The following is a 26053-nucleotide window of genomic DNA, read 5'->3' as shown; positions in this document are numbered from 1 at the left end:
GCGCGCATAATCGACTCGTGACCGCACACATTCGCCCCGACCTCGCCTCCATTCCCGCCTACGTTCCCGGACGCAATTTTCCGGGTGCGATCAAGCTGGCGAGCAACGAAACAACGGTGGGCCTGTTGCCCGGTGTGCGTGATGCCGTCGCCGACGCCGCCGCGAATGCCAATCGCTACCCGGACAACGCTGCGGTCGCCCTCATCGAGGCGCTGGCCACCTTCTTGAAAGTCGAGCCTGCCAACGTCGCCGCTGGTTGTGGCTCCGTGACGCTGTGCCAGGAACTCGTGCAGATCACGTGCGATCAGGGTGACGAGGTCATCTACGCATGGCGTTCGTTCGAGGCGTACCCCGTGGTCACCCAGGTCGGCCACGCCGTCTCGGTCAAGGTTCCGCTGACCGAGGACTTCGGCCACGACCTCGACGCGATGCTGGCCGCGATCACCGATCGCACGCGGTTGATCTTCGTGTGCAACCCCAACAACCCGACCGGCAATGCGCTGTCGAAGGCGGAACTCGAAAGCTTCCTCGACGCGGTCCCGGCACACGTCGTCGTCGCACTCGACGAGGCGTACTTCGAATACTCACGCTCGGACGCCGACGGCATCGAACTGTTCCGCACCCGCCCCAACGTCGTTGTTCTGCGCACCTTCTCGAAGGCGTACGGCCTCGCCGGCATCCGCGTCGGTTACGCCGTCGCGGATCCGGAGATCATCGTGGCCCTCGGCAAGGTGCACACCCCGTTCACCGTGAGCGCCGTTGCCCAGGCCGCCGCGATCGCTTCCCTGGCTGCCGCAGACGAACTGCTTGCGCGCACGGAGGGCGTCATTGCCGAGCGGACCCGAGTTCGGACCGCTCTGATCGAAGCCGGCTACACCGTCCCCGAGTCGTCGGCGAACTTCGTCTATCTCCCCCTCGGAGAGCTCTCGCCCGGTTTCGCCGAGGCAAGTACCGAAGCGGGCATTCTGATCCGTCAGTACGGCGTCGAGGGCGTCCGGATGACCATCGGCGACCCACACGAGAACGACGCGTTCCTCGCTTTCGCGAACACTGCCGTCGCGAAGCAGGCGGCGGGCATCGGCGTCACCGCGTGACACTCGATACATAACTGTTACGCCGAGGACTGGAATTCGTTTCGGCGGACGGGCACACTCAGGGAGGTTCGAGGCCGGTCCGAGTGAGGGAGCACGACGCATGACGCGACGCATGACACGAACGTGTGCCGTGCTCGCAACGACCCTTCTCGCCACCACCGCGACCTCCCTGAGTGGCGTCGCCACTGCCCAGTCGCAGGACACGGTGTCGGTCCGCTTGTTGGCCTTCAACGATCTGCACGGCAGCCTCCGCCCGCCGGAAGGTGTTCGCAGCGAGATCAGGCAGTCCGACGGCTCGCTCACTCCCGCAGGTGGCGCGGCGTATCTCGCGGCCTACGTGACACAACTTCGCAGCCAAGCCACCAACTCGCTGCTGTATTCGGTCGGTGACAACTGGGGATCGTCGGCGCTCGAGTCGGCGATGTTCAACGACGAACCGACGGTCGAACTCCTGAACCGGATGAAGATCGACGCTTCCGCGATCGGCAACCACGAGCTGGACAAAGGGCTCGCCGAGTTCCGCCGCATGCAGTCCGGTGGTTGCTCCGCCGTCGACGCATGCACGTTCAGCCCGTCCTTCGGCGGCGCCAACTTCCCACTGATGGCCGCGAACATGACGTACACCAACGGCGCTCCGGCCACGCTGCCGTTCACCGTGAACATGGTCGACGGCATTCCGCTCGGAGTCATCGCGATTTCCCCCGCCAACACGTCGCAGATCGTCACCCCTGGCGGGATCGCCGATCTGCAGTTCGGCGACGAGGTCGAAGCGATCAACCGCACCGCCGACGTCCTCGACTTCTTCGGTGTCAAAGCCATCACCGTCCTCCTGCACCGTGGGGACGAACCTGCCGTCGAGGGCGGGCCGAACGACTGCAACGTCGAGTCCGGGCCGGCCCGCGACATCGCCTTACGCGCATCACCGAAGGTGGACGTCATCTTCACCGCCGACAGCCACCAGCAGTACAACTGCGAATTCCCTGATCCCGCAGGCAATCCCAGAGTCGTGATGCAGGGCGCTTCGCACGGCCGGATCGTGTCCGTCGCAGATGTGACGATCGATCGCAACACCCGCGAGGTCGTTCGAGATCAGACGTCCGCTTTCAATCAGATAGTGACACACGATATTTCGCCGGATCCCGATATTCAGGCTCTCGCCGACCGCGCCTGGTCGGAGGCGTCGGAAAGCGCGCAGCGGCCGGTGGGGACCATCACCGCCGACCTGACCCGGGACCGGGTACCCAGCGGTGAATCCACACTCGGCAACCTGGTCGCCGACGCTCAACTCGCAGCCGGATCGACACGAGGCGCTCAACTCGCGTTGACGAACCCCGGCGGCATGCGCGAGGACTTGGACTTCGGCACTTCCGGCCAGATCACCTACCGCCAGGCCTACGGTGTGCAACCCTTCGGAAACAGCCTCGAGGTGCTCTCCGTCACAGGAGCGGTACTGAAGGACGCTCTCGAACAGCAATTCCAGATCGACCTCGACGGCACCGCTACCGAGCGCATCCTCTCACCGTCCGCGGGCTTCACCTACACCCTGGACCGACGGGCAGCGCCGGGTACGCGAATCTCGGAAATGCGCCTGAACGGGCAGGACATCGCACCCGACGCCGTCTACAGCGTCGTGGTGAACAAGTTCCTCGCCGAGGGCGGGGACGGCTTCACCGCACTGAAGAACTCCACCCAGATGACCGGCGCGGGCAACGACCTCGACGCCTTGACCGCCCTGTTCGCAGCCGGGTCACCGGTCTCGCCACCTGCCACCGACCGCATCCGCACCATCGGCTGAATAGGCATCCCCGCGCTCGATTGCCTAGTCTCGACGAGTGATCATCGCGACCCATAACGGCAAGTTCCACGCAGACGACGTCTTCGGCGTATCGCTGCTCAAGCAGCTGTACCCCGACGCCACCGTCGTTCGCAGCCGTGACGAGGACGTCCTCGACAGCGCGGACATCGTGCTCGACGTCGGCGGTCGCTACAACCCGGCCGAAGGCCGCTTCGACCATCACCAGCGTGATGCCGGCGAGCGCAGCAACGGCATTCTGTACTCCGCCTTCGGCCTGCTCTGGCAGGAATACGGCTTGAAGTTCTGCGAAGGCGACGCGTCCGTCTTCCGACGGATCGACAGCCGACTGGTCGAGGGCATCGACGCCGTCGACAACGGCCAGGAGATCTACACCCTCAACGATTTCGGCACCAAGCCTTTTGATCTGTCGTCCGTGCTGGACCTGTTCAACCCCATCTCGTCCACCGACGAGGAGTTCGACACCCAGTTCGAGCTGGCCGTCGTTCTCGCAACTCAGGTCTTGATTCGCCTGCGCGCCAAGTACGCCGGCGACGCGGCCGCCGAACGCGAGTTCACCGAGACCTACGAGAAGGCAACGGATCCGCGCTTCGTCGTGTTGGAACGTTTCGTTCCCCACGGCCGCGCCGCATCGGCCCAACCGGAACTGCTGTTCACGATCTTCCCGAACACCAACGGCGGCTGGTCGATTCAGACAGTGAAGCCCGCCGACTCCAAATTCGGTTCACGAAAGCTGTTGCCGGAGCAGTGGCGCGGCCTCAACGGCTCGGATCTTGCCGCCGAGACGGGCGTCGACAGTTCGGTGTTCTGCCACAAGGCCGGGTTCATCGCAGCTGCACAGACCCGTGACGGCGCACTCCAGTTGCTCGAACTGGCACTGGCCGAGTAACTCTCAGTTCACATTCCCAGCGCCGTCTTCACCGTCGGCCAGGAATCGTGAAGCGCGTCTTGCCAGTACGGCCATGAATGGGTGCCGTCGTTCCGATAGGCGAACACTGCGGGAATCGACAGTTCCCCCAACGTCGCTTCGAACAGCTGTGTGCAGGTGTTCGCGAGCGCCTCGAGCGGTCCGCCTTCGATGGCAGTCTGCAGGCCGCTCAGGGTGAAGATATTGTCGTATTCTCCGGGCGCACCCGTGCCCGAGGAAACATAGATCGTTTTCCCGCGCAGCATTTCCGCGTTGGTGGACGGGTCGTGCTTTTGCCAGTCGGGGTCCGATGCCGGGCCCCACATGTTGGTGGCATCGCCGGCCTTGCTGGCCACGGTGAGCCGCACGGAATCCTGCGAGGACGACTCGGAGTTGTCGAGACAGCCACTGTACGAGGCTAATCCGGTGTAAAGCTTCGGATGATGAGTGATGAGGTTGGCCGCGCCGAGCGCACCCATGGACACCCCACCGACCACGTTCGTCCCGTTTCCGGAGAACGCCGAATCGATCAATGCCGGAAGCTCCTCGGCGAGAAACGATTCCCACTTGTTCACGCCGAGATTCGGATCGTCGTTCTTCCAGTTGGTGTAGAAACTGCCGGTACCGCCTACGGGGAGAACGACGTTGACGTTCTTGTCGGCAAAGAATGTTTCGATGTCGGTCTTCTGGGTCCAAGTGCTCTCGGAGTATCCGGATTCCGATCCGGCGCTGACGCCGTCGAGCAGATAAAAGGACGGACGCGTGCCGGCGTCGGTCGCGGGATGCAGAACCTGCACTTGCACCTCGCGTCGCATCGCCGGCGAATCGACGAACACGGCACTGCGAGTGGGCGACAACCGCTCTATGCGATTGATGTGGGCGCCGGTCTGACCGGCCGGATCTCCTGGTGGATTTTCAGGCGCCGGTTCGGCATACGCCACTCCGCCCACAACAAGCGCGAGCACGACCAACACAATTCCGACAAACCCAAATCTCCGCATCCGTCAAGCGCCCCCTGAGCATCGCACGACTATCGCTAACCCTCGATTGGACAGGACGAACGTCCCGGGGTCAACCCACTGGTTGGGATTTATTACTCGCGGGTATCCAATGGAGTTGGACAGTTCTCCACCGATGCACACACAGGTGTGGATAACTTCATTCACATCCACTTCCCAGTTGTGCATAACCTGTGGACAAAAGGATGAATTACAACAGAGTTATTCCTCCTACCTGCAACGATCCGTTTCCCCACAGTGTGTATAACTTTGTCGAACAGGGCTCGCGAGACGCCGGTTTCCGGGCGTGTCCACGCAGTTCACACCACCGCGCCATTCTTTGTTCACAGGCACGACACCACCGGCCGACAACGCTCCCCACCCCGACTTCATACTTGTTGCATGCTGACCGCTCTGCTCGCTGCCACAGCTGTGCTCGCCCTACTGACTCTGGTCCCCGGGCCGGACATGGCCGTCGTGACGCAGGCTGCGCTCGGCGCCGGAAGATCCGCCGGATTCCGGGTTGCGGCCGGCATAGTCTCCGGCCTCCTCGTGTGGGGGCTGCTGACCGTTCTCGGGCTCTCAGCGATCCTGGCCGCATCCGCAGAGGCTTACACCGTCGTCAAGCTCGCTGGCGCCGCCTATCTGATCTATCTCGGGGTACGAGCACTGTGGGAGAGCCGGTCTTCGCGCATGCAACACAATGTCGGCACTCCACGGTCGCAGAAGGCCGGAACGTGGAAGACGGGCTTCACCACCAACCTGCTCAACCCCAAGATCGCCGTCTTCTACACCGGACTGTTGCCACAGTTGGTTCCGGCCGGGTGGCCCACGGGACCGTCGCTTGCACTGCTGGTGCTCATCCACGCAGCCATCACCATCGTGTGGCTCAGCGGCTACGTGGTCCTTCTCTCGCGGGCACGTAGCACCTTCGAGAAGCCCCGAGTGCGACAGGCACTGGAGCGCATAACCGGAACAGTTCTTCTAGGATTCGGAGCGAAGATCGCGCTCGAAGCGCGCTGAGACGGCAATCGGAAAAGAGCAGACAGTGGGCGCGTGGGGATCGGGACCGTTCGAGAACGACGGTGCAGGGGATTTGATCGCGTCCATCGGGCACGGTGATTTCACCTTCGAATCGGTGAAGTGGGCATTCGAAGACGACTACCTCGAGGTCGACGGCGGTCAAATCGCCGTCGCCTTGCTCGAATTGGTACTGATCGTGCGTGCCGACCGCAAGCGTGACCCTGCCACCCAAGACCTCGATCTCGACTCCTTCACCTCGGCCCTGACCAGTGAACGGCTCACCTGGCTGATCGAAATGGTGGAGCGCACCATCGCATCGACCGATTCGGAACTGTTCGAGCTGTGGGACGAGCAGGGACCGGAAGAGCTTGCGTCGTGGCGAGTTCCCGTCGTGGACGGTCTCGAGGATCTGCGCGTTCTGTCGGTTCAGTAGCCCGCCGACGGGTCGATTACCGCAGCAAGACCCTCACCCGCAGCGAATCGAGCGACGTTGGCAGCCACGTGATCTGCCAGCACACGAGTGAGCGACGTAGCCGGGTTAGCGACGTGCGGAGTGATGATCGCGTTGGGGAGCTTCCACAACCGGTGCCCGTCCGGCAGCGGCTCGGGGTCGGTGACGTCCAGTGCCGCACCGCCGATCGAACCCGCTTCGAGAGCATCGACCAGCGCGTCCGTGTCGACGAGGTTGCCGCGTGCGATGTTCACGATCCAGCTCGACTCCGACATCTGGTCCAGTTCTGCCTTGCCGACCAGATGCCGCGTCGCGGATGTCGACGGTGCTGCGATCACGAAGTGATCTGCCGTGGACCAAATTTCACCGGTACGGTCGGCCGAGAGCGTTTCGGCAGCACCTTCGACGGGAGTGCCCGAGCGGGTGATTGCGATGACCTTGACCTTGGAGGCGGCGAGGTACGGGATCAATGCCCGGCCGATTCCGCCGCAACCGATGATCGCCACGCTCGAGCCCTGCAGGGTGCCCACTCGCGGGTCGAACTCTTCCTTGCGCCACGACTGTGCCGCCAATTGTTCGGGGAGAGAGCGTACTCCGGCGAGCAGGAGCATCATCGTATGTTCGGCCACGTTGCCCGCATACGCTCCGGCAGCGGAAGTCCAGACCCGCTTCTCGTCGATCACGCCGGCGTCGAACCATGGCTCGATCCCGGCGAACGGCAACTGTACCCAGCGAACCGAATCGGGTAGCGACGACGGGAACGTGTCCGGCCCGTCTGCCCACACGACACCCTCCGCCTCTGCGAGTGGAACGAGAACTCCACCGGCTCGGCGAATCCCGTCGGCAAGGTGAGGATCGTCGACAGGACCGAGATGGATGCGAGGGGTGCTGGCGTCTGTCATGTGGATGCTTTCTGTTCGACGGTGGCGGCAGGACGAATAGATGAACTCATCGCATGCCCCAGCGTACGGGCGCCTCGCCAATCACGTTTCTATCCGTTCGCCTTCGCGATCGAGTCCTTGCCCTCGGCCGCTCCACCCTCGATGGTGTCGTGCTGGACAGGAACGAACTTCTTCTTCGGCAGCAGGAACAGCCACGTCGCGAAGACGAACGGACCGGTGCCCGCCGGCAGACCGATCGGAGCGAAGGCAGACACCAGGGTGCCGTGGATGACAACAGTCACCAGCACTCCGAAGACTGTGTAGACGAACACGCGCCACGACGGGTTGTAGAACACCGAACCGAGGGCGATTGCCGTCAGCACCGAACTGAGCCCGTACAGACCATTGCCGATGTCGACGGTGTTGGCGCCGAGCGCGAGCACCGAACCCATTGCTATCGCCGAACCGATGAGCGCGAACACCGCCGCCCAACGCGACGCGACCAGCAGCGCGATCACGAAGATGATTCCGGTAATGGTGTTGTTGATCAGGAATATCTGGGACACGTTGCGGAACAGCGTGTCCCACAGGAAGCTGAAGGTGATGTCGGCATGGGCCGACGCGTCCCCGATGTGCTGAGGAAACTGGCCCGCGCTGAGGTCCGATGTTTCGATCCGCAGGAACTGGAACGCCGCAAGAAGGAAGAACCAGTTGACGAGGTTGAACGGAAAGGTCAGCGCCGGTACGCCCCAGGTCTTGAAGACATTGGCAACAGCCAGGAACGCGATGGTCGACGCAGCAGCTCCCACCACGAGGTAGATCCACAGCATCACGCCACCGGCAAGGAACGTCGGAAAGGCTGCTCCCACAAGAACTCCGTTGTATCCATACAGGCCGATGCGCATCGAACCGTCGTCGGAGTGCAGCATCATGCCCGTGACGGTAGATACCACCAGACCCACCACGGCACCGATTGCGACGGTGATCGTGTCCGCGGCTATCGCGCCCCAGAAGATGCCGACCAGAAACAGCAGGCCGGTCAGCGCATTGCCCTGGAACATCACCTGCCCGGAGCCTTTGAGATTCGTGTCGATGAATCTGAGCACGACGTTTTTGTCCGCGACGTCGTCCCAGGGTTTGGTGATGGTGGTCATCGCACGTCCCTCGATCCATATCCGGCGATCCGCGTCATCCCCAGAGCGGGACGGGCGGAATGGTGGTGTCCAGAACTGCCTTTCGTACCAGAGCCCAGAAATCACGAACCTTCGCCTTGACGGGTTCGCTCTCGGGGCCGAGGACTTTGAAGATGAGACCGGCGTCGTTCGGTAGCCGACTAGCTCCGGAAACGACCTTGCCGTCACGGCCCGGAACTATCTCCTCGAGAATGGCGTCGGCGTGCTCCTTCGGCGTCAGCAGGATGACATTGCCGAACACGTCGTGGTCACCCATGATTCCGCCGTATCGCACGGGGAAGCGTGCCGGTTCGATCACCAACTTCTCGGTGAAGAGATTCTTCCCGTCCGGACGCTTCGCCTTGATCAATGTGGAGTACAGGTCGTAGACGAACATCTCTCCGCCGTCGTGATACTTGCGACCCGGCATCACGATCTCCGAGAACAATAGCGTTGCAGTCGGATCCACCGTGACGTCGGTGCGCGCGTAGTACCTCGCGTTGCGGTGTGGGATCGTCACTCCCGGCATCAGTTCGAGATACGAATTCTCGGCCAGCACCACTTTCTGGAGTTGTGACGCGTGATTGGCATCCATCCGGTGGACTTTGGTGGCCGACTGGGTGGTCACGTGTGCGAGGGAACCTGGCTCCATTTCGATCGTCAGGAACAACCGATCGCCCTGCAGCACACTGCCGGACGTCGAGATCATGTAGACGCACGGCATGGTCGGCAAAGCCTCGTCCCAGTACAGCGCCTGCTGAACCAGCAGCGGTGTCTTGCGGTACATGTCCCGCAGAATCGTCTTGTCGCCGCGGTCGACAAATCGCATCTCGAGAACGCCGGTCTTACCGACCTTGCCGGCCGGCGCCTGCTTCGGCTGATCCTGGTACTGATCGAGTTCCGGGATGGTCGGGATCGGCCCCGGGAGCGACCGCGATGCTCCCGGGACGGGCGGTGCACTCACGGTACGCTCGCTCCCACTTCCTCTTCGTCGAAGAGGACTCCGTGCACGATGAGGTCCACCACTTCCTTGATGCCTTCCCCGGTCATGCAATTGGTGAAGACAAACGGCTTGTCGCCGCGCATTCCCTTGGAGTCGCGATCCATGACGCCGAGATCGGCGTTGACGTACGGTGCGAGGTCGGTCTTGTTGATGACCAGGATGTCGGACTGCGAGATTCCCGGACCGTTCTTGCGCGGAATCTTGTCCCCTGCGGCCACGTCGATGACGTAGATGAAGAAGTCGACGAGAGCCGGACTGAATGTCAGAGTCAGATTGTCACCACCACTTTCGATGAACACTACGTCGGTGTCGGGGAACGTCTTCTCCATGTCCTCGACGGCCGCGAGATTCATACTCGGGTCTTCGCGGACGGCTGTGTGTGGACAAGCCCCCGTCTCGACGCCGACGATACGTTCTTCCACGAGAACACCTTTGAGAGCCTTGCGCACATGCTTGGCATCTTCGGTGGTGACCACGTCGTTGGTGATGATCAGAACGCTGGTGCCCCGCTTGATGAACTCCGGTGTGATCGCCTCGATGAGCGCGGTCTTACCCGAACCCACGGGTCCGCCGATTCCGATGCGCGTTGTCTTCTTCATCGTTCTCCTTCTAGTTCATGAACATTCGGACGTGCGCCTTGACGTGCACCGCAGCCAGAATGTCGATCATCGGGGCGAAATTGGACATGTCGCCGAGTCCGTAGTCACGCACTGCGTCGTACTCACGGCCGGCGGTCTGATTGACCTCGAACAGAATCTCCTGTGTCGCGAGGTGATCGACTCGGACGATGCGAAGGGCAGCGCCGAGCAACGTCATCGCGACACCGTACTGATTGACCGTGAAAGCGTCCTCTTCCGGAGAACCCATCTCCGCGAACGCAATTCCGAGGCCGACGGGGTAGGTACCCGGCGTCTCCCCCGATGCGATCGCGGCCAACCACTTGTTGAACAGGGTCTCACCGGCCAAGCGCCCACCGAGTTCGGCCAATTTCTTACCCATGCGGGTACTCATCGTGCGTGCTTCTTCGTTGAGTTTGCGTTCGATCACTGCATGATCGGCCGCGAGGATCGCCGAGAAATCACCGGCTGCCGCACCCCGGTGCGCCGCGAGTACGGCGATACCGTCACACGTCGCGCCCTGATGGGTGGCCGAGAGCACAAACTCCCGTAGCGACGGACCACCCGTGACAATTCCTTGCGCCACGGCCGATTCCAAACCGTTGGAGAACGAGAAGGAACCGACCGGGAACATGGAATCGGAAAACTGCATCATCCGCATCGCGCGGTTGATGCTGAGCCCAGATCCCTCAGACGAGAGGGTCATGGGTATGCCCCTCGCCCTCACGCGCGGCCGCACCGAACAAACGGCGTGCCTCGTGTGGAGCGATGTAGGGAATGACCTCGGCGCCCGGGATGAAGGTGTACTCGATGCCCTCGAAAGCATGTGTCCGCATCACCGAGCCCATGACTGCCTTGTCGACGGTCAACGGAACGTAGACCTTCATTCCCTTCACCACCGCAGGCCAGTGCTGGTTACCCACGGCATGTCCCAACTCCAAACACGTCTGAATCATCTTCTCGGGCGTGACGTCGACCAGTGCGCTCAGGTCGATCTCCAACACGTCCTTGAGGTTGATCCTCGCCACGACGACGGTGTTCGCCGGCTCGTCCCACAGCAGAATGTCGCCGTCCTGCAACTGAATACCACGGTCGAGCGAGACGGCCAGTTCACGGCCACCGATCGTGGTGCGTCGCAATCGACTCTTCTGCGCTTCCCACTGATCGAGCGACAAGACGTCCACTACAGCCTTTTCGAGTCGACCGGCCCACTCCTCGTCGGTCTCCTTCCCGAGAAGCGCGTCGACTCGCGTCGGCTTGCCGCTCGGCGCTGTCATCTCGCCGTGCGTGTGTGGCGCCGCATCGGCGCCGTGCGTGTGTGTGATAGTTCCCGACACTGGAGACCCCTAACTGAAGAAGTAAAGTTGGTTCAAGCGAATGGATTCGGCGGGTTCGACGTACGCATGGACGCCGTCCGCAGTCACCGCGAAGGTCTCCGGGTCCACCTTGATTTCCGGAGTAGCCGAGTTACGAACCAGATCACGCTTGGTGACCGTCCTCGTGCCCTCGACGGCGACAACCTGACGTTCGAGTCCGAGTCGATCCTTGATGCCGTCGTCGAGCGCCGCTCGCGAGACGAACGAGACCGAACTCTGCGGCAACGCCTTGCCGAATCCACCGAACATCGGCCGGTAGATCACCGGTTGTGGTGTCGGGAGCGACGCATTCGGATCTCCCATGGCGTGCCAGCTGATCAGACCGTTCTTGATGATCGTCTTCGGCTTCGCGCCGAAGAATGCGGGCTCCCAGAGAACAAGATCCGCCATCTTCCCGACACCGATCGACCCGACCACATGCGAAAGACCGAACGTCAACGCTGGATTGATCGTGACCTTCGCGACGTAGCGCAACACGCGGAAGTTGTCGTGTGTCGGCGAATCCTCGGGCAGCTTGCCGCGGGACCGCTTCATGCAGTCCGCCGTTTGGATCGCGCGTAGCCAGTTTTCTCCAACCCGGCCCATCGCCTGTGAGTCACTCGAGAACATCGAGATGACGCCCATGTCCTGCAGTACGTTCTCGGCACCGATCGTCTCGGCGCGAACGCGGGACTCGGCAAACGAAACATCCGAGGGCACTTTGGGATTGAGGTTGTGACAGACCATGATCATGTCGAAGAGCTCGGCCTGAGTGTTGATGCCGTACGGCAACGTCGGATTGGTCGACGCCGGAAGTACGTTGTCCTCGCCCGTCACTCGCAGAATGTCGGGTGCGTGACCGCCACCCGCACCCTCGCTGTGATAGGTGTGAATCGTACGGCCTTCGAAGGCCGCGATGGTGTCCTCGACGTATCCGGCCTCGTTGAGGGTATCCGTGTGAATGGCGACCTGAACGTCCATTTCGTCTGCCACCCGCAGAGACTCACGAATTGTGGCCGGTGTCGCGCCCCAGTCCTCGTGGACCTTCAGACCGGCCGCACCGGCCTTGATCTGTTCGACCAGCGACTGATGCCCGGACGAGTTCCCCTTGCCCAACATGCAGACGTTGACCGGCAAACCCTCGTTGGCCTTGAGCATCATCTCCATGTTCCAGATACCGGAAGTGATGGTGGTGCCGTTGGTTCCGTCGGTCGGGCCGATGCCGCCACCGATCAGCGTCGTCACTCCCCCACTGAGTGCGTGGTACGCCTGCTGTGGTGACACGAGGTGAACGTGTGGATCGATGCCGGCGGCAGTGAGGATCATCTGCTCACCGGAAATCGCGTCGGTCGCCGGACCGGTGGTCAGCCCCGGGGTGACGCCTTCCATCGTGCTGGAGTTTCCCGCCTTGCCCCAGCCGACGATCTTGCCGTCCTTGATTCCCACGTCTGCCTTGACGACGCCGATGGTTGCATCGACGATGACCACGTTGGTGATCACGAGGTCGAGGGCACCGTCGATGCTGCACGACTCCGGATCCTGGCCCATGCCGTCGCGCAGCGTCTTGCCGCCGCCGTAGATCGACTCGTCGCCGATCGTTCGAAGATCTTCCTCCACCTCGATGTACAGGTCGGTGTTGCCGAGCCTGATCTGGTCACCCGTGGTGACCCCGAACAGACCCGAATACTCTTGTCTCGAAATGCTTGTCATGGGTGTTGCTCTCCTTCGTCCGCCGTGAACGAGAATCAGTCGGTTTGAGGTTCGGACAGGAAGCCGAGTTCTTCGGCACGCTGGACGGCTCCGGGTAACCGAGGCCGGTAGGCGGCGTGGGTCGGCGCCCAACCGTCGACAAGTCCGTTGAAGCCTTGCACTCGTTGCTTGCCGCCGAACGGCACCAACGTCACTTCCTTCTCGTCGCCCGGCTCGAACCTGACCGCCGTGCCCGCGGGAATGTCGAGGCGCCAGCCGAAGGACTGTTCACGATCGAAGGACAACGCGCGATTGACTTCCATGAAGTGGTAGTGCGAACCCACCTGGATGGGACGATCACCGGTGTTTCGGACTCGCAGCTTCAAACGTGGACGGCCCTCGTTGAGTTCGATCGGCTCGTCCCGCAACACGTATCCGCCGACCGGTACTTTCTTCTCGCCGCCGGAATCCTTCTTCGTCGATTTGCTTGCCATCTTGGAGTGCTCCTGACATCTCGGTCGGGCTACTGGATCGGAGAGTGCACGGTGACGAGCCGGCTACCGTCGAGGAACACCGCCTCGACCTGCACACGCGGAATCATCTCCGCGACACCGTCCATCACGTCGTCGACCGTCAAGGCGTGCGATGCGTCGGCCATGACCTCCTCGAGAGTCTTGCCCTCCCGAGCTCCCTCCAGAGCGGCTGCAGTGATGACTGCGACGGACTCCGGATGGTTGAGTTTGAGCCCCTTGGCCTTTCGCCTCAGTGCGACATCCGCCAACATGAGGATTGTCAGCTTGTCGAGTTCTCGCGGTGTCAGATGCATTCCGAACGCTCCTTGTCGATCATGCGGTAACTCCCTGTCGTCGAATACATGTCAGCTCCCCTGTTCCGTCGCTTCGGTGAGAGGTTCGGCCGCCTCCTGGACGAAACCGCTCCTCCTGCCGCCCGAGTACTCGTTGATCGCGTCCAGAACTGCCTGGGCATGTTCCGCGGCGACCAGCACCTCGACACGCAACCGCTCGGTGAACACGACGTCGTTGCGTTGTCCGCGGAACTTGAGCGAGGCCGAGTCACTCGCGGAGACATGCGCTTCCGATACGACTATCGACTCCGCTCCGGCGGCCAGCAGCGCCTCCCGTAGCTTCTCGGACTCGATGGTCTGCAATACCGCGGTGATGAGTTCGTGCTTCGGGGCGCCGAGGTTCGGAACAAGTTTTGCCCCCTCGACCAGGACCCCCGAGTCGAACCCGCTGGTCTGCGGCGCACCACCTGCGTCGACGAATGCGGCGTTGTAGCGGTATGCGTCCATGCCTTGCTGACGACGGTCGATGTCCACCTGGTCTTTCGGGGCCAGCTTGAGACCGATGGTCTTCTCGATGCCCGTGGCGATCAGCCAGGTCACCACGAACGAGAAAGCGATGACGACGATCAACGCCAGCGCCTGCTCGCCGAGTAGTCCTGCGCCGCCGCCGAAGAAGAGTCCATCGCGGCCGATCGAATTGATCGCCTTTTCGCCGAACAAACCGAGAAGGAGTGAACCGAGAATGCCGCCGATGAAGTGGACCGCGATGACGTCGAGCGCGTCGTCGAACTTGAAGATCGACTTGAGCGCGAGCGCGAAGTGGCAGACCAGTCCGGCAAGCGCGCCGATCGCCAACGCGGAGAAGGTGCTGACGAAGCCGGCGCAGGGGGTGACGGTCGCGAGACCGGCTACCGCGCCGGTGATTCCACCGATCGCCGTGGCCTTGCCCTCGGTATACCTTTCGATGACGAGCCAGACGACCATGCCACCCGCTGCGGCGATGTGAGTGTTCATCAAGGCTTGTGCCGCAACACCATCGGCGGCCAATCCGTCGCCTGCGTTGAATCCGAACCAGCCGAACCACAGGATGCCTGCGCCGATCAACGCCAGAGGCACCGAGTGCGGGACTGCCTCGGCGTTGGGCCATCCCGGACGTTTACCGACCACCAGCAAGATTGCCAGGGCGGCGGCACCGGCGGATGCGTGGACGACAATTCCGCCGGCCCAGTCCTGAGCTCCGCGGAGCGCCAACCAGCCTTCGGGATTGAAGAGCCAGTGCGCAATCGGGGGGTAGACGATGATCGACCACAGCACGAGCAGAACGGCCCAGCCCAAGGGCTTGAGCCGGTTTGCGGTCGCACCGGTGATCAGCGCGGGCGTGATGATCGCGAACATCATCTGATAGACCACGAACGCCAGAGTCGGTACCGCGACTGCACCCTCGATCAGGTGGAAGCCCGGGGCGGCGGCAGTGTGTATGTCCTGCAAGCCGAACAATTTGAGGTCACCGAGGAAGCCGGAACCCCAGTCTCCACTGAACGCGAAGCTGTATCCGAACACGACCCAGGTAATCGAGACGAGTCCGAGTGGGACGAGGTTCTGCTGCAACATGACGAGCGCACTGCTACCACGCACCAGACCGGCGTAGAAGAAGGCGAGTCCGGGAACCATGAAGAGAACCAGGCCGGCGGAGATCAGCACCCACGCCGTGTCCCCACTGTCTATCACTGCTTCGGCTAACACCATTTCCATCGACATCGACGACCTCCGAGCATTATTCGGACCTGAACAAAGTCATTGGTTAGAGCAGCAATTCGCGATGTTCCGGTTCGCTGCGACAGTTACGCTACGCCCCATAGTTGCACCTTCTCAGCAAAATCGGGGGAACATCCGGTTTTCACGTTTAGTAGAGCATTGTTCTGGGAAAAGATGGGACTTTGCCTAAACATTGCGGACGCTCCACAACCTAGAATTCCGGGACTAATTCTCGCCGAAAGTGGTTTAAGTCTTGCAAAATGGGGAAGGTAGCCGCAGGTGAGCGCCATTTTGGAGCAGAAATACCGTTTCCAGCTCGGGACTTAGCTCCCTAACCAAGACAGCTGCGAGTACCTTATTTGATTACCAACGTCGGTGACCCGCCTATCCAATCGGGTAGGTAATTTCACCGAACATCTTCTCACCTGTTCAGATGATTAACCTTCACCGCACTGAGGGCAATCCTGTCGTTAATATGTTCTTCATCCGTACTGGATATTTCGACTGGAAGGCCGAAGATCACCTTTCGATAACCTTTAAAGGTGAAATGACTTTCGCTGTAACTCTTTTGTTATGCAGAACCTAGAGGGGAGGATTGATCCCACCAGGCGAGCACTCGGATGCCGGATAAAGTCAGCCACTTCGACGGCTCCCCCACCTCTGCGTCGGCCTCGAACCACACCCGCCCCGGTTGGCGACCGGCCTGGAGCCACGTCCCATCCGAGGCTCGAGCGGCCCGGATCATCTCGATCGCGTCCGCCATTCGCGGATCAGGCTCATTTTCATCCGACAACGACGCTTCGCGGAAGTAGTCGGCTGCGTTGAGCACGTTGAAACGCCACCGGAACGGGTACGCGAACCGGCCGATCCAGTCCCCCACCGGTTCCCCGGTCGAGAGTCTCCGGAACAGACCGCGCTGCAGCAAGAATTCCTCACCGGATCGTCGAGCCGCGCACGTCTCATTTGTTCCCCCGGTCGCGATCTCGTACGCGAGAAGCCCTTTGAGTGAATTGAGCGTCGAATGGAACGACGATCGCGTCGAACCTTCGATCCACTCGCAGTTCCACCCACCATCCGGAAGTTGATGCTGCACAAACCAATCAGCCAGTTCATCAACACGCATGTCGAGCCACACACCGTTTGCCACCGTCCAGGCGTTGATGCAGCAATCGACCTCACCGTCCCAGTACGGCCGGCCCTCGTACTCCCAGCGACAGTTCTCCGCGAGCAGTTCTGCGGTACGACGCTTTCGCAGAACACCGGCGTCGAGGCCCCACTCACGCAATGAGTTGAGCGTCCAGGTTGTTGCCGTCCAGGGTTGCGAACCTTGTTCTGCTGCTTCGGGTCCCGCAAAGTCGAATTCTGCCGGGAAGAACGCCCCGCCCGCCCATTGACCGTCTCGACCCTGCAATGAAAGCAGGCGTGCGCCAAATCCTTTGGTAGCGATCGACGCGCGCGTCGCCGCCCACACAGTGGGCGCTTCGTTCAGCAGGTCGCGCTCCACCTGCCACCGAATCGCTGGATCCGAATCGAGGAGCCACGCGAGCAAGTCGGTTCGGGATGCCATCTGGCAATACTATCGAAAGGCGAAGCAGGCCATCCGGTTAACACATTTCTCGCCATCTGATGCAATGGTGAATTCCAGACCCGTTGCGGGGCCTACACCGGGTAACCCAACGCCGCCCGCACCGCCACGATGTCGGCGGCAGCAACCTCCATTAAACTGTCCCCCAACCGAATCAACGCGCCAGTGGGCAGCTCCTCTACAACCGCAGATTGGGGCAGCGCGCTGCGATCGAACGTAACTCCGGAATGGAAGTATGTTTCCCATCCCACCTCCACCTCACCTTTCGACCGCTTCTGAAGGTGCCGGTAGTCGCCGATGCTCCACCGAGCCCGATCCGGTTCCCAATGCTTGACGATCACTCTCACGATCGCGTCTCCGATATCCGGGTCGAGCAACCGCCGGGTACTGTCGGTGAGCTGCGTCTCCGTCGGCAACGCCACCCGAACACTGTTGGGTGCACTGGTTTCCAAGCCTCCGACCCAGCCAATGATTGCGCGCGCGGTTCCGTCTTCCGGTGACAAACTGATGCTGTACCCCGGTCCGGGGGTGTCCGAGTACCCCATCTCCCCCGAGCGGGAGTGCTCGAAGATTCGCACCAACCCGTCCACACTGAGATCCGCAATGCCTCGACTTCGTTGCTTCGTATTCACCCAATGCCAACTCCGGGTCGATCGCCGCCAGATCGTCGAGGAAAGCCCGCATCGTCTGCGCCACCTCCTGACTCGACTGCACCCGCGTGCCCCAATATCCGATCACGGTCGGCCATCGCCCGACTATGCTCATCGCCCCGTCCTTTCCAACCACTGCGTAATAGTCTCCGTCCGACTACGTGTCGCGACATGAGCAAGGGTCGGCGGTCACGCGGCGTCTTAGACCGGGTAACCCAGTGCTTCCCGCACCGCCAGGATGTCGGCAATATCGACGTCTAACGGTTTCTCGCCCAACCGAATCAGCGTTCCGTTGGGGAGTTCCTCCAGTGCGGCGACGACGGGCAGTTTGCTGTGATCGAGATCGATCCCGGACCGAATGTATGTCTCCCACCCGACTTCCACCTCTCCAGCCTTTTTCCCTTGGGCTTTCTGGTATACCGGCGTTCCCCAACGGGCTTTGTCTGGAGACCACTGTTCGATGATCGCTTTCATGATGGCGTCACCGACGCCTGCGGTTAGCAACCGCGATGCCTCCCCAATTGCTTGTTTCTCCGGAGGGAGGGTGACGTTGACGAGATTCGGAACCCTCGGAACATTCCGGCCGAGAGAGAATTGGATTCTCAAGAACTGATATCTGTCCGGGTGCAACAAACTCACGATGTAGCCAAGGTCGAAGGCAGCAACGGATTGCCCTTCGACATCCTTCGCTGCCCGGAAGATTTTCGCTAGGCCTTCCACGCTTAGATCGGTCGACTCGAAGGCAGTCTCGGGCGAAAACACCCAAGCTTGTCCAAGTGCTGGATCAATGTTCCTCAGACTATGAAGAAACGAGAACACCTCCGCTGCAATGCCTTCTACCGGTTGCGTCCGAGGGCCCCAATACCCGATCACTGTCGCGCCACGATCCGAATTCATCGACCTTTCCTTTCCAGCCACTCTGCGATCGTCATAGTCGTTCTCGGCAAATCATTGTCATTGAACAGTTGTGGTCCGGGTTGCTGCGGAGCGCCGGGGGCATCCGGATTCACCGGCACCTGACCGACATCAGGCAGAGTCGGCACACTTGGTTCCTCGGTGCGACCTGGCGAGGGAGCCTCCGGGGTGGAGTTCTCGGGTCTCGGGTTCGACCCCGGATCGCCAATCCCACCGGGCGAGAGTGATTCCCACTCGCCACGATCGGGATCGCCGGGAAAGTGGGTTGCGAGGGTTCCGGAATCGCGGGATCCGGGCGTGCAGGTTCATTCACGGACGGAACAGAGGGTTGATCATGCTCGGCAGGTGGAACTGTGCCGTCGATGGCGGGTATGCCGCGCGGTGGCACTCCACCCGGAGCGTCGATCAGCTGGTGCGTAGCCGGATCGGGATCGCGGCGCGGTAATTGCGGGCAGGCTGGTCGGTCCGCGCCATCCCTACCTGCAGGCAGCCCCGAGTGCGCCCAACGTAGGGCTCACAGCCGTCTGAAACCTTTGGGTAGAGGAATCTCCGGTCGTTCGGTCGGCAGTCCTGCTGCTGCGCGGATGCTTCGGATGTCCTCGACGGTTAACGGCGTGGACAGATTCTTCTGGATGACGATTGTGCCGTCCTGGTAGGGAAATGCCTCCACGCTGGGCGGGAGCTGCGTTTCCTTGATCGGCAACTCAGGACCGAAGTAGGTGCAACTGCCCACGATTGCGTCACCCGGTACGTTGCGCTGAGGCGATGATTCGGTTCGGCGGTAGAGCACGGTGACACGCGAGTCCCAGATGTCGGCTAGTCCCTGTACGAGCTTCAATGCCAGCGAAATCAGTGATTCGTCGGCAAAGGTGCACGAGAACGAGCCGGTGCGTGAGGTGCCCCCGAAACCGATCATGACCTTGAGATCCCCGGCATCTGAGTACAGGGTTATCTGCTGCGGAAGTGAGAGTGGATACACACCGCCAGTGGCATCGGGGGATCGTCTGCAATCGATCAATGCGGCTTCGATCGATTTTTCCGTCGGAGGCACAAGGATCTGACGGATATTCGACGCCAAGGCTTGCTCGACTCCGGCACCGTCGGGGAGGGCATCGCCTACTGTTTGGTACAAGTCGACGTCGAAGACAGGATCGATCTCTCGAAGAACCCGCAGCGAGCGCGCTGCGAGCGCGGCCGTGACAGCTTCGCCCGCAGGTACGCCGCTGCGTGCAATGACGTTCACCGTCAAGCCTGCCATGGGATTGCGGCGCAGTGATGATGTAGGCACTCTTCACTCCCCTCCAAATACGATGATGTTGATGTTCTCCAGCCCGATGACCTCGTCGAACGCATCCTCCATTATCTGCGCAGCTTGTTCTTAAGAACACCATCACCTGCGGACGTGAGCTTGGCCGTAACTTCTGGTGTCACAGCCGGCGCGAGCCTTTCGGTAGGCGAACCTCCGGTCGTTCGGTCAGCAGGCCGACTGCTGCACGGATGCTTCGGATATCGTCGGCAACCAACGGGGCGCGTGGATCACGCTGGATGACGATCGTTCCTTTCTTGTACGGAAACGCTTCGACAGTGGGTGGGATCTGCGTTTCGTTGATCGGCATCTCAGGGCCGAAGTAGGTGCAACTGCCCACCGTTGCGTCGCCGGGCACGTTGTACTGAGGTGTGAGCTCCGCATCCCGGTAGAGCACGGCCGTGGGAGCGTCCCAGATATCGGCCATGCCCTGGACGAGTTTCAATGACAGTGAGATCAGAGATTCATCGGCGAAGCCCCCTGGGTACGGCCAGATGAAGGTGCAAAGTAAGGAACCTGCTCCTGCCGTACCCCCGAATCCGATGAGAATTTCGATGTTTCCGTTGTCGGTGAACAACCTGAGTTGATGCCCGAATGAGAGTGGGTAAATCCCGCCTGCGGCATAAGGAGACTTTCTGCCCTCGATCATTGCGGCCTCGAGGGAGTCCTCTGCCTGAAGCGTGAGGATCCGTCCACCATTCGATGCCAGAGCCTGCTCGACCGTAACGCCGTCGGGAAGGTCATTCCTCACGGCGCGATACATGTCGACGTCAAAGACTGGGTCAAGCTCTCGAAGGAACTGCAGTGACCGCGCTGCCAGCGCCGCGGTGACCGATTCGGCTTCCGGCGGTCCCTTTCGCGCCATGACTTTCAAGGTCAATCCGGACGTCGGATCACGACGTAAAGATAAAGCAGACAACGTCACTCCTGCTCGAAGACGATCGACCAATTGGAACAGGCTCTGGCGCTACACCGGGTAACCCAACGCCGCCCGCACCGCCACGATGTCGGCGGCAGCGACCTCCATTGGCTTGTCCCCCAACCGAACCAACGTGCCAATGGGCAGTTCCTCCACCACCGCAGATTGGGGCAGCGCGCTGCGATCGAACGTAACTCCGGAATGGAAGTATGTTTCCCATCCCACCTCCACCTCACCTTTCGACCGATTCTGAAGGTGCCGGTAGTCGCCGATGCTCCACCGAGCCCGATCCGGTTCCCAATGCTTGACGATCACTCTCACGATCGCGTCTCCGATATCCGGGTCGAGCAGCTGCCGGGTACTGTCGGTGAGCTGCGTCTCCGTCGGCAACGACACCCGGACACTGTTGGGAGCACTGGTTTCCAGCCCGCCGACCCAGGCACCGACCCGGCGCGCGGTCCCGTCCTCGGGCGACAAGTCGATGTCGTAGCCCGGTCCCGGGGTGTCCGAATACCCCATCTCCTTCGAGCGGGAATGCTCGAAGATTCGCACCAACCCGTCCACACTGAGATCTGCTGGCACCTTGGCGAACTCGGCAGTCGAGACCAACGACAACGCCAACTCCGGGTCGATCGCTTCCAGGTCGTCGAGGAAAGCGCGCATCGTCTGCGCCACTTCCTGACTCGACTGCACCCGCGTGCCCCAATATCCGGCTACCGTCGGCCGCCGCCCGAAAAAGCTCATCGCCCCGTCCTTTCCAATCCGACCTGATCTCCATAGCCCGACACTGCGCGCACTGCCACGATGTCGGCGGCACCGACGTGCATAGGCTTGTCTCCCAACCGGATCAACGTGTCAGTGGGTAGTTCCTCGATCACGGCGGCTTGGGGGAGCGCGCTGCGCTCAAGGCATGCCATCACATAGTTTCACCACAGCAAAGCATATGTAGGGCAAGTTGGTTCAGCCGAGCCATTCGGAGATGGTGGCGTTGTCGATACCGCCACCGAAAGAGTGGAACACCAGCAACGCTTGCCCCGACATCACCAGGCGACCGTCCTCGGTGAGGCCGATATCGAGCATCCCCGCTTGCCCATGCACCTGACACCACACAAAGTCGGGAACCCGCAACAACCCCGACGCCGGGTCCGTATCGAGGTACGCCGGATGAAAGGACACTTCGCCGAAGACGTTGTCCTCGAGCGCTTCCGCGGTCTCACGGTCCGCCAACACCAGCGGTCCGGCGCCGATCAGTCCGTCGGTAGGTTGCCGGGTGAACACGAAGTGCGCCCTCTCTACCGTCGGCGGCGAGGTTGCGGTGTCGACAACTGTGCGATCCCCGACAAACCCTGGCTGTTCCGGGACGACGACCCAGTGGTCCATTGATTTCTCCTCTTGAAGTGTTGTGGTCGAAGTAAATTCGAGATTCTTGTACTCACATGGCTAGCCGTCGCCCAGGTCTTCGAGAACGTCGGCGAACACCGAATCCGGTAACGGGTAGTGCTCACGCACCGTGGCACGTCGATGCTCGTCGAGCCACCGCAGTGTCCTCTCTCGATCACCGGCAGCAGCGACCTCACGAAACTGCGTCCAGAACATCACAAGTGGAGCTTTCGGGTCGGCAACCCGGCCGCGGAAGTATTCAATTGCGTTGTCGATAACCTCGAGCGGTGAACCGGTGTCAGTGATCACACGCAGCCCCGCCAAGATTGTCCAGCGTGCTGGACCCGACTGACTGCGCTCAAGGTACTGCTTCTCACGGAGTGGGGTGAGTGCCTCCACCGATCGTGCGTCGAACAGGTCGGATGCTGGCCCCTCAGCCCACCAGATCACTAGCTCGGCAGCGGAGACGGTATCAAAGATATCAATCTGGCGGCCATGGTAGTCGTGTCCGCTATGCCTGCTGTCGTAGTGGTCCTGCCACTCAGTGAGTGTTCCGGGATCGAGGGGTTCGATGAGTGGTAGGTGAGTAATCGTCAGTTTCTCACGGTTGGGAATCGGATCGATCCCGACGGTGTCGAAAAACCATCGCACCGGAGTGTGCAGCAGCTTGGCTCGCAACCCGCTCCCGATGATCGTCCAGTTCGGCCCGAGCTTCTCAACCGCCGCTCCCAACACCTTCTCCCACGCAGCGCCTCTCCCCTTTTTCGGAGTCAAGTCTGCGATCGCATCTTTCGCCATCTCCCGCAACTGATCCCGGTCCATTCCCAGGGACTCAAGGACCTCAGTGACCGATTTCGGTGGCTTAGGCTTGTCATCGCTCATGTGCATGCTTGCCATAAAGGACCATTCATATTATTTGGTAGACGAAAAGGAGCGACTGTGCGCACCGACAGCGGTTTCTCCGACGCGGCGCGCGATCCATCCGACTCCACTCCCTCACGCCTACTTCCCTCGGCTACGAGTCCTCAGTACGGAAAATCACATCTGCAAACGCAGAATCCCGAAGCCCGTATGCATCCTTTACAGAACGACGTCGTTCTTCGTCCAGCCACTGCAATGTCGCTAGTCGGTCTCTGTTTTCCGCGACCGCGCGAAATTCTCGTCAGAAACTTTGGACGTGGCCACCGACGTCACGGCGAGCCAACTCCCAGAGGACGCTGTCGATGACCTCGATTGGCGAACCGGTGTCAGCTATCACCCGCAGGCCAGCCGAAATCATCCAATCCCGGCAAGGCTCTTCCTTGCGGTCGGCATAAGCCTGCTCGGCTGCAGCTACCGAGTCGGGAAGCGGCGGTGCAGCAAAGAACTTGGTGGACGGACCGAGCGCCCACCAGCGCACGATCTCCGCAGCACCGCGGGTATCGAAGATGTCCATCTGCATGTTCGGTGGTCCAGAATCTGTGGGACCAGGTTGATATGAACTCTGTCGAAAGGTGATAGTGCCCGGCGTGAATTCTCTCATCAGGGGCACATGACTGAAGGTCAACTCTTCCCGGTTCGGTTTGGGATCCAACCCAATGGAATTGAACCACCATCGCACTGGTAGATGGATCAACTCCCCCTGGGTGCCAGATCGTGCCACAACCCACTCTGGGCCAAGGTTGCTCGCCGCAGCCTTCAACACCCGCTCCCATGCAGAACCGCGCACCTTCCTCGGGGTCGCCATGGCCAAGCCATCGATTCCCTCGAGGATGGAAGCCAACTTCGCTCTCCGGTGCATCAAACGATCGAGCGCTGCCAGTGGCTTTCTCCAGGTAAATCACGATAACGCAGCAAGAAGTCGGAAATGTTCCGCCCCACGATAGGCCAGTCCTCACGTCCGTCGAGAGTTGAAGCTAACAGAACATTGAAGTCGTTTTTTCTTGTGTCGAATACAATGAAATCTGGCTCGACCACCATTGTGCCGATTATTATGTCACTCTTCAAGAAGCGCCCATCCTCGTCATCCCAGAATTCCAGCTCGCGTTCCGTAACTTCTCGAGCTTTCGGCGGAGAAAGGAGTGTTATTCCGTCCTTTCCTGAGCCCCTATCGTGGTGAAGTCTGCATTCTCTCGCGCTTCTCCATAAATCGAAGAGATCTCTCGGCAGGGTATCTAGGTTCCAATACTGAGACACCTCTTCAGCCTCTGCCGGCGGGTCGTAGGTGTTGTAGACGTCGAATGATCGGCCTGGATGCGTCGGGACTAGGACCCGCTGGATGTCGGGATAGGACTCCAGCGCATCAGTTATAGATATCGGCATAAAATTCCCACCATCGAGTGAAGAGTGCATGTATAGAAGTGGGCAGGGGAACTAGATTCCAGAAGTCATTCGTGCCTCCGTACTTCCGGGGAAGTATGTGATGCACCTCCCATCCTGCCCAGGGGTCCGCTCCGGGGGCGGCCGGCTCCGGAACAGGAAAACCTCTTTCCTCCCATTCGGCCAAGAATATTTGACGTGCACTCGAGGACCAGGTTACTCGGTCCGCTGGTGGGACGCTGGGCATTCCGTATGGGAACGGTCGGATCGTCTCGAACGTCCTGGGGTCAAGAATAGCTGGATATACTTGACCCCAAGTATTTGCAGGTGGCCATGGAAAGTCTGGCATGTCAACATGTTCGGTCGGTCCCGGACTGTCACTTGTATCGCCAGACGGGAAGTCGGTGCCCAAAGGCCACGTACTGTCGAGAGGTTGCTCCACAGTTGGGCTGGTGCCTGGCGTCCGATCGCCTTCACTTCCGGGCGGACCAGCAAACGTGGCCCCCGGCTGGATTGGCTCGTGCTCGTTTTGTGGCGGTGTAACTACGCTGGTCGACGGCCGCTCGGTCGGATCATCGATGACCCCTGGTTGGGGGATCGTGCTCGGATCGGTGGCGAAGGGGTCGAATTCCGGTGGTCCAGGTTGCTGCGGAGCGCCGGGAGCATCCGGATTCACCGGCACCTGACCGACATCGGGCAGAGTCGGCACACTCGGTTCCTCGACGTGACCTGGCGAGGGAGCCTTCGGTGCTGGGTTCGACCCCGGATCAGCAATCTCACCGGGCGAGGGTGATTCCCACTCGCCACGATCGGGATCGCCGGGCGAAGTGGGTTGCGAGGGTTCCGGAATCGTGGGATCCGGGCGTGCAGGTTCATTCACGGACGGAACAGAGGGTTGATCATGCTCGGCAGGTGGAACGGTACCGTCGATGATGGGTATCCCGCGCGGTAGCACTGCACCCGGACGGGGAACACTCTGCGCAGGAACAGCTGGTGAAGTAACCGGGGGGCGGGTCGGTGCTGTCCGGTTCGAGACGATCAGGTCTTCGGCCCGGACTGCGCCAGCAATCAGACGCCCCCCACGCAATGGTGGGAGAACGAAGCTCATGATCTCGCCGGTGTAAGGCTGATCGAAAGCAACGCCCGGGTCCAGATAGTGCGGGTCGCCGATCAGAACGGGTTCGCCGGTGCTCCAGTCGTACAGGTACAGAGTGGAGGTGTAGTTGTCGAAAACCCGATGCGGGCGACCCTGCTCGTCGTAGGTGACCTGCAGGTCGTGCTCTTCTCCCTGTGCGTCGGTGTACGTCCAACTCCATACGTTCGGCACCTTCGAGGCTGTGCCAGACCAGCTGGTTCCGTTTTCGTCCGTGAAGGAGGTGTCAGTGACGACAGGTTCGGTGGTGTAGTCCTGCCCGCCGATGTTCGAAGTGATCGGCT

The 26053-nt window shown here is 61.1% G+C and carries 27 protein-coding genes; 5 read left to right on the top strand and 22 right to left on the bottom strand.

Annotated elements, in window-relative coordinates; genetic code table 11:
- Nucleotides 1-17: 17 nt before the first annotated feature.
- The 3 genes from hisC to ACFT1A_RS01855 all read left to right on the top strand — a co-directional run bounded on the left by hisC (nucleotide 18) and on the right by ACFT1A_RS01855 (nucleotide 3796).
- The gene (gene hisC / locus ACFT1A_RS01865) at nucleotides 18-1094 is read left to right on the top strand and encodes a histidinol-phosphate transaminase (RefSeq protein WP_378445603.1); all 1077 of its coding nucleotides are present in this window, start codon (nucleotides 18-20) and stop codon (nucleotides 1092-1094) included.
- A gap of 100 nt (nucleotides 1095-1194) precedes the next feature.
- On the top strand, nucleotides 1195-2889 hold the full coding sequence (locus ACFT1A_RS01860; RefSeq protein WP_378445602.1) for a bifunctional metallophosphatase/5'-nucleotidase: 1695 nt from the start codon (nucleotides 1195-1197) through the stop codon (nucleotides 2887-2889).
- A gap of 37 nt (nucleotides 2890-2926) precedes the next feature.
- Nucleotides 2927-3796, top strand: coding sequence for an MYG1 family protein (locus ACFT1A_RS01855; RefSeq protein WP_317826611.1), 870 nt, complete (start codon nucleotides 2927-2929; stop codon nucleotides 3794-3796).
- An 8-nt stretch (nucleotides 3797-3804) separates the two neighbouring features.
- On the opposite strand, the gene ACFT1A_RS01850 is transcribed toward ACFT1A_RS01855, so the two are convergent.
- The gene (locus tag ACFT1A_RS01850) at nucleotides 3805-4815 is read right to left on the bottom strand and encodes an alpha/beta hydrolase (RefSeq protein ID WP_378445601.1); all 1011 of its coding nucleotides are present in this window, start codon (nucleotides 4813-4815) and stop codon (nucleotides 3805-3807) included.
- Between the two features lie 399 nt (nucleotides 4816-5214).
- Here ACFT1A_RS01850 and ACFT1A_RS01845 point away from each other — a divergent pair, with 399 nt between their 5' ends.
- Nucleotides 5215-5835 carry a LysE family translocator gene (locus tag ACFT1A_RS01845; RefSeq protein WP_378445600.1) on the top strand — a complete coding sequence of 207 codons (621 nt, stop codon included), beginning with the start codon at nucleotides 5215-5217 and terminating at the stop codon, nucleotides 5833-5835.
- 25 nt (nucleotides 5836-5860) lie between these two features.
- A complete protein-coding gene (locus tag ACFT1A_RS01840) occupies nucleotides 5861-6268 on the top strand; it encodes a DUF4259 domain-containing protein (RefSeq protein WP_003943873.1) in 408 nt (135 codons plus the stop codon).
- On the opposite strand, the gene ACFT1A_RS01835 is transcribed toward ACFT1A_RS01840, so the two are convergent.
- From ACFT1A_RS01835 to ACFT1A_RS01735, 21 genes are all read right to left on the bottom strand, one after another.
- Nucleotides 6262-7188 carry a D-isomer specific 2-hydroxyacid dehydrogenase family protein gene (locus tag ACFT1A_RS01835; protein WP_378445599.1) on the bottom strand — a complete coding sequence of 309 codons (927 nt, stop codon included), beginning with the start codon at nucleotides 7186-7188 and terminating at the stop codon, nucleotides 6262-6264. The two genes, ACFT1A_RS01840 and ACFT1A_RS01835, sit on opposite strands and share 7 nt — an antisense overlap.
- Before the next feature lie 89 nt (nucleotides 7189-7277).
- Nucleotides 7278-8321: an urea transporter gene (yut, locus tag ACFT1A_RS01830; RefSeq protein ID WP_378445598.1), complete on the bottom strand. Its 1044-nt coding sequence runs from the start codon at nucleotides 8319-8321 to the stop codon at nucleotides 7278-7280.
- 34 nt (nucleotides 8322-8355) lie between these two features.
- Entirely contained in the window at nucleotides 8356-9303 is a 948-nt protein-coding gene (locus tag ACFT1A_RS01825) for an urease accessory protein UreD (protein WP_378445597.1), read from the bottom strand.
- Nucleotides 9300-9941 (bottom strand): urease accessory protein UreG, encoded by a 642-nt coding sequence (gene ureG, locus ACFT1A_RS01820; RefSeq protein ID WP_003943822.1) that lies wholly within the window; start codon nucleotides 9939-9941, stop codon nucleotides 9300-9302. Before ureG ends, ACFT1A_RS01825 begins: the two co-directional genes overlap by 4 nt.
- A gap of 10 nt (nucleotides 9942-9951) precedes the next feature.
- On the bottom strand, nucleotides 9952-10665 hold the full coding sequence (locus ACFT1A_RS01815; protein WP_378445596.1) for an urease accessory protein UreF: 714 nt from the start codon (nucleotides 10663-10665) through the stop codon (nucleotides 9952-9954).
- Nucleotides 10649-11296, bottom strand: coding sequence for an urease accessory protein UreE (gene ureE / locus ACFT1A_RS01810; protein WP_378445595.1), 648 nt, complete (start codon nucleotides 11294-11296; stop codon nucleotides 10649-10651). Before ureE ends, ACFT1A_RS01815 begins: the two co-directional genes overlap by 17 nt.
- Before the next feature lie 9 nt (nucleotides 11297-11305).
- Nucleotides 11306-13024: an urease subunit alpha gene (locus ACFT1A_RS01805; protein ID WP_003943847.1), complete on the bottom strand. Its 1719-nt coding sequence runs from the start codon at nucleotides 13022-13024 to the stop codon at nucleotides 11306-11308.
- A 35-nt stretch (nucleotides 13025-13059) separates the two neighbouring features.
- On the bottom strand, nucleotides 13060-13497 hold the full coding sequence (locus tag ACFT1A_RS01800) for an urease subunit beta (protein WP_003943812.1): 438 nt from the start codon (nucleotides 13495-13497) through the stop codon (nucleotides 13060-13062).
- A gap of 29 nt (nucleotides 13498-13526) precedes the next feature.
- Entirely contained in the window at nucleotides 13527-13829 is a 303-nt protein-coding gene (locus ACFT1A_RS01795; protein WP_007731718.1) for an urease subunit gamma, read from the bottom strand.
- Between the two features lie 51 nt (nucleotides 13830-13880).
- Nucleotides 13881-15560 carry an ammonium transporter gene (gene amt, locus ACFT1A_RS01790; protein WP_378445594.1) on the bottom strand — a complete coding sequence of 560 codons (1680 nt, stop codon included), beginning with the start codon at nucleotides 15558-15560 and terminating at the stop codon, nucleotides 13881-13883.
- A 574-nt stretch (nucleotides 15561-16134) separates the two neighbouring features.
- The gene (locus ACFT1A_RS01785) at nucleotides 16135-17130 is read right to left on the bottom strand and encodes a squalene cyclase (RefSeq protein ID WP_378445593.1); all 996 of its coding nucleotides are present in this window, start codon (nucleotides 17128-17130) and stop codon (nucleotides 16135-16137) included.
- A gap of 92 nt (nucleotides 17131-17222) precedes the next feature.
- Complete coding sequence (locus ACFT1A_RS01780) at nucleotides 17223-17780, bottom strand: Imm52 family immunity protein (RefSeq protein ID WP_378445592.1); 558 nt, start codon at nucleotides 17778-17780, stop codon at nucleotides 17223-17225.
- Nucleotides 17781-17999: 219 nt separating this feature from the next.
- Nucleotides 18000-18695: an Imm52 family immunity protein gene (locus ACFT1A_RS01775; protein WP_378445591.1), complete on the bottom strand. Its 696-nt coding sequence runs from the start codon at nucleotides 18693-18695 to the stop codon at nucleotides 18000-18002.
- A gap of 532 nt (nucleotides 18696-19227) precedes the next feature.
- Nucleotides 19228-20001 (bottom strand): hypothetical protein, encoded by a 774-nt coding sequence (locus tag ACFT1A_RS01770; protein ID WP_378445590.1) that lies wholly within the window; start codon nucleotides 19999-20001, stop codon nucleotides 19228-19230.
- A 139-nt stretch (nucleotides 20002-20140) separates the two neighbouring features.
- Nucleotides 20141-20938, bottom strand: coding sequence for a hypothetical protein (locus ACFT1A_RS01765; RefSeq protein WP_378445589.1), 798 nt, complete (start codon nucleotides 20936-20938; stop codon nucleotides 20141-20143).
- 48 nt (nucleotides 20939-20986) lie between these two features.
- Complete coding sequence (locus ACFT1A_RS01760) at nucleotides 20987-21682, bottom strand: Imm52 family immunity protein (RefSeq protein ID WP_378445588.1); 696 nt, start codon at nucleotides 21680-21682, stop codon at nucleotides 20987-20989.
- Nucleotides 21679-21855 (bottom strand): hypothetical protein, encoded by a 177-nt coding sequence (locus ACFT1A_RS01755; protein ID WP_378445587.1) that lies wholly within the window; start codon nucleotides 21853-21855, stop codon nucleotides 21679-21681. Before ACFT1A_RS01755 ends, ACFT1A_RS01760 begins: the two co-directional genes overlap by 4 nt.
- Nucleotides 21856-21898: 43 nt before the next feature.
- Nucleotides 21899-22318, bottom strand: a complete 420-nt coding sequence (locus ACFT1A_RS01750) for a hypothetical protein (RefSeq protein WP_378445586.1) — start codon at nucleotides 22316-22318, stop codon at nucleotides 21899-21901.
- Nucleotides 22319-22378: 60 nt separating this feature from the next.
- On the bottom strand, nucleotides 22379-23140 hold the full coding sequence (locus ACFT1A_RS01745; RefSeq protein ID WP_378445585.1) for a hypothetical protein: 762 nt from the start codon (nucleotides 23138-23140) through the stop codon (nucleotides 22379-22381).
- 340 nt (nucleotides 23141-23480) lie between these two features.
- Nucleotides 23481-23759, bottom strand: a complete 279-nt coding sequence (locus ACFT1A_RS01740) for a hypothetical protein (protein WP_041814521.1) — start codon at nucleotides 23757-23759, stop codon at nucleotides 23481-23483.
- A 338-nt stretch (nucleotides 23760-24097) separates the two neighbouring features.
- Nucleotides 24098-24649, bottom strand: coding sequence for a hypothetical protein (locus ACFT1A_RS01735; protein WP_209206205.1), 552 nt, complete (start codon nucleotides 24647-24649; stop codon nucleotides 24098-24100).
- Nucleotides 24650-26053: the final 1404 nt, after the last annotated feature.

Source organism: Rhodococcus sp. NPDC057135 (assembly GCF_042670865.1).
Classification (GTDB): domain Bacteria; phylum Actinomycetota; class Actinomycetes; order Mycobacteriales; family Mycobacteriaceae; genus Rhodococcus_F.
The sequence above is the reverse complement of the archived record's forward strand: the minus strand, read 5'-3'. Positions and strand labels throughout refer to the sequence as shown.